11 protein-coding genes are annotated in these 10,002 nt (G+C 41.8%); 3 read left to right on the forward strand and 8 right to left on the reverse strand.

Features of this window, described 5'->3' with window-relative positions; translation table 11 throughout:
- Positions 1-64: 64 nt before the first annotated feature.
- From NI468_RS10255 to NI468_RS10265, 3 genes are all read right to left on the reverse strand, one after another.
- A complete protein-coding gene (locus tag NI468_RS10255; protein WP_005252263.1) occupies positions 65-709 on the reverse strand; it encodes a hypothetical protein in 645 nt (214 codons plus the stop codon).
- A 93-nt stretch (positions 710-802) separates the two neighbouring features.
- Entirely contained in the window at positions 803-1,150 is a 348-nt protein-coding gene (ygaH, locus tag NI468_RS10260; RefSeq protein WP_004278941.1) for an L-valine transporter subunit YgaH, read from the reverse strand.
- Positions 1,147-1,899: an AzlC family ABC transporter permease gene (locus NI468_RS10265; protein ID WP_004278940.1), complete on the reverse strand. Its 753-nt coding sequence runs from the start codon at positions 1,897-1,899 to the stop codon at positions 1,147-1,149. Before NI468_RS10265 ends, ygaH begins: the two co-directional genes overlap by 4 nt.
- A 103-nt stretch (positions 1,900-2,002) precedes the next feature.
- On the opposite strand from NI468_RS10265, the gene NI468_RS10270 reads away from it, so the two are divergent.
- On the forward strand, positions 2,003-2,500 hold the full coding sequence (locus NI468_RS10270) for a hypothetical protein (protein WP_005106524.1): 498 nt from the start codon (positions 2,003-2,005) through the stop codon (positions 2,498-2,500).
- 190 nt (positions 2,501-2,690) lie between these two features.
- Here the strand turns inward: NI468_RS10270 and NI468_RS10275 are convergent, their stop codons facing one another.
- Both NI468_RS10275 and ychF read right to left on the reverse strand, forming a co-directional pair.
- Positions 2,691-3,308, reverse strand: coding sequence for a superoxide dismutase (locus tag NI468_RS10275; RefSeq protein WP_253101691.1), 618 nt, complete (start codon positions 3,306-3,308; stop codon positions 2,691-2,693).
- Between the two features lie 212 nt (positions 3,309-3,520).
- On the reverse strand, positions 3,521-4,612 hold the full coding sequence (gene ychF, locus NI468_RS10280; RefSeq protein WP_004645523.1) for a redox-regulated ATPase YchF: 1,092 nt from the start codon (positions 4,610-4,612) through the stop codon (positions 3,521-3,523).
- 294 nt (positions 4,613-4,906) lie between these two features.
- On the opposite strand from ychF, the gene NI468_RS10285 reads away from it, so the two are divergent.
- Positions 4,907-5,671 carry a glutathione S-transferase family protein gene (locus tag NI468_RS10285; RefSeq protein ID WP_004645522.1) on the forward strand — a complete coding sequence of 255 codons (765 nt, stop codon included), beginning with the start codon at positions 4,907-4,909 and terminating at the stop codon, positions 5,669-5,671.
- Positions 5,672-5,735: 64 nt separating this feature from the next.
- On the opposite strand, the gene NI468_RS10290 is transcribed toward NI468_RS10285, so the two are convergent.
- Positions 5,736-7,256 (reverse strand): hypothetical protein, encoded by a 1,521-nt coding sequence (locus tag NI468_RS10290; RefSeq protein WP_253101694.1) that lies wholly within the window; start codon positions 7,254-7,256, stop codon positions 5,736-5,738.
- Between the two features lie 380 nt (positions 7,257-7,636).
- Between NI468_RS10290 and NI468_RS10295 the strand changes: the two genes are divergently transcribed.
- A complete protein-coding gene (locus tag NI468_RS10295; protein ID WP_004645518.1) occupies positions 7,637-8,107 on the forward strand; it encodes an Lrp/AsnC family transcriptional regulator in 471 nt (156 codons plus the stop codon).
- Positions 8,108-8,176: 69 nt separating this feature from the next.
- Here the strand turns inward: NI468_RS10295 and NI468_RS10300 are convergent, their stop codons facing one another.
- Entirely contained in the window at positions 8,177-8,926 is a 750-nt protein-coding gene (locus NI468_RS10300; protein ID WP_004278933.1) for a YebC/PmpR family DNA-binding transcriptional regulator, read from the reverse strand.
- 247 nt (positions 8,927-9,173) lie between these two features.
- Positions 9,174-9,728: a 1-acyl-sn-glycerol-3-phosphate acyltransferase gene (locus NI468_RS10305; RefSeq protein ID WP_026056524.1), complete on the reverse strand. Its 555-nt coding sequence runs from the start codon at positions 9,726-9,728 to the stop codon at positions 9,174-9,176.
- Positions 9,729-10,002 lie beyond the last annotated feature (274 nt).

Below are 10,002 nucleotides of genomic sequence, written 5' to 3' on the forward strand. Positions count from 1 at the left end.
AAGCCAAGATTCATACAAAATTGTGATATTGACCAACAGTTTTATTTATAAAGTTTTTCTAGATTTAATAAGGAGGCGCTGTCATTTTCACATCGCTGTCAGACTGCGTTTGCAGAAGATAAATCCCGCTTTGAGACTTGAGCTTTTCTATTTGTGCAACTTGTTCAGTATTGATATTTAGCATCTTTAACAGACGTAATGTACGAACATGCAGGAAATACGCATAGGGCAATACAAAAGGCAGTACAAAGCACAGCAAAAATAACAGTAGCCCAAAAACTGTGAATTGAATGCAGTCTCGCAAGATGGTAGTGAGCTGGAACTGATCTGCTGAAAAGGCGGTAGCTGAAAAAAGAATAAAAAGGAGCGCAAATAAACCAGCAAAAATTTTTAGAGTATTCGGCAGGACACGATGTCTGAAGCTCCATTTACCCAAAATCAATGTCAAAGGATGAAGATGCAGCACGTATTGGCTCTGATTAAGCATAGCAATAATTTGATGGGTGCTATTCTTTTTAATATAAACCACCCGAACTTGATCTGCTGGTTGAGCATGTATTTCGACAAAATGTCCGGTAAAATTTTGAGCATTGATAAAACATTCAAAATATTGTGCCGGCACTTCATGTCGATGGAATACGGTTAACATTTCATCGCGCCGATGATGAATAAAGATTTTGCCTTCAATCACCTGTTTGACCTCAAACATGCGCATCCTTCCTTGTTTTTATTGTTATATAAAAAAGATCTATACTATGAGTTTAGCATAAGTCTTTGTTTCGATTGATCAACGAGTTAAAGCTTAAAAGGGTACTGGAACATAGGTGTAAACCAGGCCATAGGTGAGCGCTGCAGTCAGTGTCGCCATCACAATACGTTTAAACTTAAAGTACAAAACCGTGAGCACAATAAAGCCAACCAGCATCGCAAAACTTTTATTCGGCGTTTCTAATAAAGGTGGCAGGGTAGCAACTACCAACATGGAGCTGATCGCAGCGATGCCAATTGAACCCAAGGCAATTTTTAGCCACAACGCTCCGCGTTTTTGCGAACCTTGCTGAAATTTTTGAATGACAAAAAAAGGACCAAAGCGCGAGGCAAAATTGGCAATCCCGACTAAAATCCCGACCAGAATAATCTCTAGATTCATGCTTGATCTCCTGCGTGTTCAGGATCTGGCTGTTTCAAAATATAGTGCTTGAACAGGCCTGCGAAAATACCAGAACTTATACCGATAAAGATCGCGGCAGACAGGTCGATAAAATAACAGGCAATCGCAGACACCAGAATTGTGACAGCTACAACAAAAGTATGTTTTTTCTCAAAAGCGGCTAACAAGAAGCTCAGGAACAGCGCAGGTAACAAGAAATCCAGCGCAGCCTGTAAGAATTGCGGCAGGTTGCTGACCTGATCGGCAAACAATCCACCGAGGAAAGATCCGAGTGCCCAGGACATCCAGCTAAACAGGCTTAAACCGAGCATCCAGGATTCTGACCATTCCTGTCGCCGTTGCGAGAGCTTGATCATGCCGGAGGCAAAAACTTCATCGGTCAAACCCCAAGACCAGATTGCCGTTTTCTTTAAATTCAGCCGGTCTTGAATCAGATTTTGTAACGCAGGGCCATAAAGCAGATGACGAATGTCTAAGGCAATCACGGTTAATGCCGTCATCCAGATAGATGTTCCACTACCTAAGAGAGCGACCACCAGGAACTGGCTGGCACCTGCATACATCGAGCAGGACAGGAACAGTGCTTCCCAGGCGGTAAAGCCAAACTGAGTGGCTGAAACACCAAAAGCAAACGACACTGGTAAATAAGTGAAGATAATCGCTTGGCTATCTTTTGCACCTTGCCAGAAGCCAGCAGGTTGCGTAGCGAGTTGATTCGGTTCAGACACGACACACCTTGAAGGAGAGTTGAACGATGGGTCAAATGAAGATTGTGTATTCTACGTGAATTTAATAGCATAGTGCCGAAATGTTTAAATTGGCGAGCCTGATATGTGGATGTTCAAGACACGTGCGATGCTGACTGCTGCTTTAATAAGCACGGCAATATTGTTACAAGCGTGTGGGAATGACAGTCAATCGACTGATAAGCCAGAAATTAAACCGGCACCTAAATTGACTAATGATGCGACGACTTATGCCAATGCCGCATGGCAACTGATCAATGAAGTGGATCCACTGGTCTATAATAAAGAAGTGGATCAGCTGGAAACACAGGTACGTCAACCAGCACGTAAATTGAGTACAGACTGGCGTATTAATGTCAAAATGACCGATTCGGTGACCGAAGGCAAATATGCTCTGTGTCGTAAAGCTTTGACCAGTCTGGAAATCTGGGCGCGGACGACCATGGAAAATGGCAACAGCCTGCAACAAAAACAGGCGGATTATGAGCGGGATAAACTGCAATGTCAGAATGCCATTGCCCATCCTGCACTCGGAAATACCGATCCTAAGCAAAAAGGTACTGCAATTGCCAATATGCAATAAACCTTTGCCCATTTAAATGTACTTATAAAAAGCCAGTCATTCAGACTGGCTTTTTTAGCAAAATAAGCTTTAAAAATAGGGCATCCACATATGTTCTAATAAAAGTACCATTACACCGCAGATCAGGAGTGTGCTGCCAATCATGCGTTGAATCATTGTACGTGTAGACATGGTCGATCTCCTCAAAGATTTAAAGCGTGTTTAATGCTTCCAAATAACGACGATTTACTTCTTTCCAGTTCACAACATTGAAAAAAGCCGAGATGTATTCCGGACGACGGTTTTGATATTGTAAATAATAAGCATGTTCCCAGACATCCAGACCTAAAAGGGGAATATTGCCATTCATCAGCGGAGAATCCTGATTGGCACTGCTTTCCACAATAAGCGTTTGATCTGGCGCCATACTTAACCAGGCCCACCCACTACCAAAACGGCTAAGCGCTGCTTGAGTAAACGCTTCTTTAAATGCCTCGAATCCTCCTAATTCATGTTCGATTGCCTTGGCAATTTCAGCTTCGGGATGACCACCGCAGTCTGGACTCATCACTGTCCAGAACAGGGAATGATTGGCATGTCCACCAGCATTGTTGATCACGTTCTGTCTGAGTTGCTCGGGCACTTCATTGAATTTGCTAATTAAGGCTTCGACCGATAAATCTTCCCATTCTGTGCCCGCTATTCCTGCATTGATATTATTGATATAGGTTTGATGATGCTTGCTATGATGAATTTCCATAGTCTTGCTATCGATATGAGGCTCTAGCGCATCATAAGCATAAGGTAGTGCAGGCAAGGTGTAGCTCATTGGCAGGATTCCTTGAGAGAATGGAGTTAGGTTATTTTTCATTAGATTTAAGATACGCCCTAATTTAATATTTATATATGAGAATAGTTATCATTATTGTTAATATGTGTTGATCTTATGCGCTTCCAGGAAGCTTGTTATACGTATGAATCCTCTTTTTAAAAGTAATAAAAAAAGCCCCCAAGAAGGGGGCTTTTTCAAACAGCAACGACTTAAACGTTAAAACGGAAGTGTAAAACATCGCCATCCTGAACGATGTAAGTTTTACCTTCTAGACGCCATTTACCTGCTTCTTTCGCACCGGCTTCGCCGTTGTACTGCACGAAATCATCATAAGCGATACATTCTGCACGGATAAAGCCTTTTTCAAAGTCGGTATGAATCACGCCTGCTGCCTGTGGTGCAGTTGCGCCAACTTTTACGGTCCAGGCACGAACTTCTTGCACGCCCGCGGTGAAGTAAGTTTGTAGGCCCAGTAATGAATAACCTGCACGAATTACAACGTTTAAACCCGGTTCTTCCATGCCCATTGCTTCAAGGAATTCAGCACGGTCTTCATCTTCAAGCAATGAAATTTCAGCTTCAATCTGATTGCAAAGTGGAACCACAATCGCATTTTCTTCAGCAGCTAATTTTCTCACTGCATCTAAATGTGGGTTATTTTCAAAACCGTCTTCAGCAACGTTAGCAATATACATGGTTGGTTTAAGCGTCATTAAGCCAAAACCACGAACCAGTTTACGTTCGTCATCATCTAGGTCCGCTGCGCGAGCCGGTTTACCTTCATCCAGTAAAGGCTGGATTTTTTCCAGAACTGCTTTAGTAGCTAGCGCTTCTTTGTCGCCACCTTTGGCAGATTTAGTCAAACGCGTAATCGCTTTGGCTACAGCATCCAAGTCTGCAAGCGCAAGTTCGGTATTAATCGTAGCGATGTCATCCAGTGGATCAATACGACCATTCACATGAATGACGTTTTCATCTTCAAAACAACGCACAACGTGAGCAATTGCATCAGTTTCACGAATGTTGGCCAAGAACTGGTTACCCAAGCCTTCACCCTTAGAAGCACCCGCTACCAGACCTGCGATGTCTACAAATTCCATAGAAGTCGGAATAACGCGTTGCGGTTTAACAATTGCAGTCAATTTGTCTAAACGTGGATCAGGAACAGGTACAATCCCGGTGTTTGGTTCGATCGTACAGAAAGGGAAGTTTTCTGCAGCAATAGCAGCTTTGGTTAAGGCATTGAAAAGTGTAGATTTACCAACGTTCGGCAAGCCGACAATACCGCAATTAAAACCCATGAAATAACTCACAAAAGCGTTATATAAAAATTGCCCCCGATTTTACATGAAAGCACGGCTAAAGTCAGGTCATGTGCTTGTGGTTTATTGCAATCAAATGCTTCTGGTGACCTAAAATGATTCGCTAAGCTTTCCAGGATGTGTAGTGAGTCCACCAGCCATAGAGGAATAATCAGCCAGTATTTTACTTTTGAATAAAAATCACATTGTTTTTCTAAAAGTGAGTGACTAAAGTATCTGAATAAAATAGCGGCCTACACGCCCTGATCCAATAACGATAAACATGGAGCATACATGCGAACTTTATACCAGTTTCCTTTATCTCACTTTTGCGAAAAAGCACGTTGGATGCTGGACCATAAAGAGCTGTATTATGTTGCTCACAATCTGATACCCGGGGTACACCGCGCTTTTGCCCGCCTGAAAACAGGACAGAATCGTCTGCCTATTTTGCGTGATCAGGACCGATGGATCGCAGATTCAACTCAAATTGCTCTCTATCTCGATGATACTTATCCAGAACATCGTTTACTTCACGCAGAAGGATATTTTCGAAATAAAGCTTTAGAAATTAATGAAATTACTCTGGAATTGGGTCGTCATGTTCGTCGCTGGATGCTATCTCAAGCACTGACTTCTGATCATGAATCTCTGGATATTTTAATTGGTGAGCAGGGCTATCTGCGCCAGTTTGAAAAATTTTCTAAACCTTTATTGAAAGCGATGGTGGCCAAGGGTTATGCATTGAATGAGGAAACCGTGGCGGAATCTAAACAGCATATTGATGTTGCTGTACAGCAGCTCAATCAGATGCTGGTCAGCCAAGGTGGGCATTATTTTGTCGGAAATCGTTTAGGTCTGGCGGATATTGCGGTCTGTTCCATGTTGGCACCGCTTCTGGCGATTCCAGGTACGCCGTGGGAAAAAGAAAATTTTGAAACCTTGTCCGAAGAATATCGCGATTATCAGCAGTATTTGAATGAGCTACCCCTAGGTGAATATATTTGTCGTATTTACCGAACCGAACGCAATGCACGGGTAGACTGGCGTGGTGTATAAGTTTAAATGCTACTCTCAGAATTAAAAAACGCGCATGAAGCGCGTTTTTTCGATGAGATTATAATTAACCCCACGGATTAGTCTGGTCGATATCAATATTTTTAGTAAAATTATTGAGGAGTGAACCAAAATCAAAGCCAGAAGAAGAACCACCACTGCCGATATTTTGAATCGTATCTTTAATGCCCGGCAGGATAGCAGACAGATCAATATTGGAATCAGTCGTACCCACACCTTGGATCAGATCACTGAGGTCAGGCAATTCAATCGAAGAGCCACTACCAACCAACTGACCAACACTTTCGGCAATACTGCCTAAGTCAAAGCCGTTTGAAGCAGAGGAAATACCTTCGATCATATCACCCAGATCCAGATCGCTACCGAGATTGAGATTACCCAATAACCCACCCAAGTCTATGCCATTTGAACCATTCGCAATCAGACCGCTCAGTAAGTCAGTGAAGCCACCGACATCAAAACCACCCGTTGCATTTCCGCCTACAAAGCCGCTAATTAAATTGGTAATAGCACCAAGATCAAAATCACTGCCTGCATTGCCACCGATTAAACCACCCACCAAGCCTGCAATTGCTCCAATATCTATATCACCTAAACTGCCAGAACCGCCGATCAGACCACCGACCAATTCAGCAATTTGTGCGAGATCAATCTCGCCATTGCCACCAATCAGGTTGCCAACCAGATCCGCGATCGCACCGATATCTACACCGCCCAATCCGCCAGAACCACCGATCAGGCCACCAACGAGCTGAGCAATTTGTGCAATATCAATCTCACCATTGCCGCCAATTAGGTTGCTGACCAGGCCTGCGATGGCACCAATGTCTACGCCACCTAATCCGCCAGAACCACCGATCAGGCCACCAACGAGTTGAGCAATTTGTGCGATATCAATTTCACCATTGCCACCGATGAGGTTGCTGACCAGACCCGCAATGGCACCAATATCTACGCCGCCTAAACCGCCAGAACCGCCGATCAGGCCACCGACCAACTCGGCAATTTGTGCGATATCAATCTCGCCATTGCTACCAATTAGGTTGCCGACCAGACCTGCGATGGCACCGATATCAATATTACTTGAACCGCCGATCAGGCCACCGACCAGTTGAGAAATTTTACCAATATCAATATTGCCCGTACTGCCGCCCAATAAGCCGCCCACCAGTTTAGAAATAGCCTCAAGATCTAGGCTGCTGCTATTGCTCCCCATTAAGCTCTTTAATAAGTTGGTGACCTGGGTAATATTAAAGCTACCGCCATTGGATTGGGTTAAGCTACTGATCAGGCTTTGAATATTTAAACTTGAGGCATTCGAACCAGAAAATTGAGTTAATAAATTGCTGAGATTTGTCGTACTCAGGCTGCTTCCAGAAAGGAGATTATTTAATAATGAGCTGACTGAAGGTTGAGTATTGGATCCGGTGAGATTGCCAATAAGATTGGTGAGGGTACCTGATGTCGTTCCACCGAATAAGCCGCCCAATAAGCTCTTCGTTTGGGTTTCGACGGTTAAAACAGGACTCACTTTTGTTTTTATCAAGCTTAAAAGTTTAGAAGCCATGACCGTTCCTTGTGTAATATTTTTGAAATGCGCTATTTTTGTTTTTAAAGCGCCTTTGTTTTAATCTATTTCTATACACTTGTAAAAGATGGACGGTTAAGTCGTGTAGGGGCTGACAGGAATAGCCTATCTGTTGTCGTGTTTACCCAATTTAAATAATTTAAAAATAAAGATTTAATTAAAAATACCATTGGTCATATTTTTAATTAATGCGATTAACGGTCATTTAAACCCTCCTGAAAACCGTATTTATAAAATGAAATCCCATTTGGAAAAAAATTTCAGAATATGAAAATTTTGTGAAAAATAAATAAATATTGTATAACAGAGATGGCGCAAAATTTTCTGCATCTATTGATTATTGATATAAGAGTATAAAAATGGAACTGGATCGTTTCGATAAACATATTCTAGAAATATTGACCCATGAAGATGTCAATCTGAATGAACTGTCCGAGCGGGTGAATTTATCTGTGAGTTCGGTGCATCGCAGGATCAAACATTTAATCGATCATAATATTATCAGTGGCTTAAAACGTGAAATCAATTACCAGAAATTAGGTTTCAGTCTGCATGTGCTGTTACAGGTATCCTTAAGCAAACATGATAGCGATACTTTTGCTAAATTTCTGGAAGAACTGGAAAGCATTCCCGAAGTGATTAATGCCTTTTTGGTCACCGGTCAGTCTGCGGATTTTATTGTCGAAGTCGTGGCAAGAGATATGGAAAATTATAGTGAAATCCTGCTTAAGCGGATTGGAAAAATTGAGCACGTGGTTGCACTACATTCCAGCTTTGTCATTAAAGAATATAATGTCTTTAACTGTAGCGGATTACTCAATAAAGTTTAAGCAAAGGCGAGGGTGGTCGACAGCCATAAAAAAACGCACCCTAAGGTGCGTTTTTTGAATCAGTCATATTTAAGCATCAAGTTCTGCTAAAACAGCATCTGAGAATTCAACGTTGGTATATACGTTTTGTACATCATCCAGATCTTCAAGCATATCAATCATTTTCATGATTTTTTTTGCTTGATCGATGTCTGTGATTTCTGCTTTGGTTGAAGGGCTCATCACCACTTCAGCATTGTCAGATTTTAAACCTGCAGCAGTTAAAGCATCTTGAACATCACCGAAAGCTTCAGGTGTGGTAATGACCAGGATATCATCTTCAGTGACTTCGATGTCTTCAGCACCTGCTTCTAATGCCACTTCCATGATTTGATCTTCTAAAGACACATCTTCAAAAGTAATCTCACCACGTTTCGTGAACAAGAATGCTACCGAACCGTTGGTGCCTAAGTTACCATCAGTTTTAGAGAAGCAATGACGTACGTCAGGCACAGTACGGTTCAAGTTATCAGTCATGGTTTCAACAATAACTGCAACACCACCTACACCATAACCTTCGTAGGTCACTTCTTTCAGGTCGTCGTTATCTTCGCCACCAGCACCACGTTGAATGGCACGGTTGATCACATCACGTGTCATATTCACTGATAGTGCTTTTTCAACCACAGCACGTAGACGAGGGTTGCTTGCAGTATCTGGACCACCAAGCTTTGCAGCAGTGGTTAATTCACGAATGTATTTGGTAAAAACTTTACCACGACTCGCATCTTGTTTTGCTTTGCGATGCTTAATATTGGCCCACTTGGAATGACCCGCCATGCGAACTATGCTCCTTGTAGATTGGCTGTATGCCTATCAGAATGCCGAAATTCTACCATAAGCGTTTTTTTAAAAAAAAGTGCCTGGATTTGAGATTTCAGGATAAAAACAAAAAAAGTGCAATATCGAGGAAAAATAGAAAGAGGATAGGGAGATTTATAATTCTATTTATACATTGATATAGACAGATGACTTGGACATAAAAAGCAAAATCGCTGATTATGTCCGTGCTTTTCTTTTAAAAAGCTTATTCTGGAATAACGATATCCAGACCAACCTTATCTTTATACAGTTGTTTGATCAAAGCCAGGTCATGCGCAAGGTCTGTCGGATAGATCTTGCCAAGAATGCCACCTTGCTTGGTTCTGGAATTGGCGTATAACAACACGATCGGTACATTGGCAGCCTTGGCAATATGCCAGAAACCGGTACGGATCGGTTTGCGTGCTTCACCCTGTTTGGCTCGTGTCGCTTCGGGAGCAATGACCAGATTGAACTTTTCATTGTTCTGAAAATGTTCCACCATCTGGGTCACGATATCTTTACTGGCCTTGCGGTCAACCGGAATACCACCCACAGCGTTTAATAGCGGTTTGAAAGGTCCTTTAAATAATTCTTTTTTGATTAAGGTATGAACCTTGAGGTCGTAAATCTGGAACAGAGCAATTGACAGTACCGCATCCATCATTGAGGTATGTTCAAATCCAATAATAACCTGTTTATCTTCAAGCACATCTGGTTCGACATGATATTGCCAACCTGCAAGTTTAAATGCAGATTCGCCAAGGAATTTATTTAGCATAAGCACAGATAAGTAAAAGCTGTATGTAGAGAACTGCATAATTTCATCTTGTTCGCCCATACAGTCAATAGGCTTTCCAATAAAATCAGCGAATAATGTAAAAATCTATGATTTATTCATCTTTTTAAGCTGCAAGATTAAGAGTTAATATATATAAATAAAATAATATTAATATCTTAAAAATATTAGGGTGTGTCCTCATTTGGCTTTGCACCAAATAAATATACAGGCTATACGAATCATAGATTTATAATTGCGTGCCAGTTTATCAAAT

This window comes from Acinetobacter lwoffii, from assembly GCF_024129355.1.
Lineage (GTDB): Bacteria > Pseudomonadota > Gammaproteobacteria > Pseudomonadales > Moraxellaceae > Acinetobacter > Acinetobacter lwoffii_I.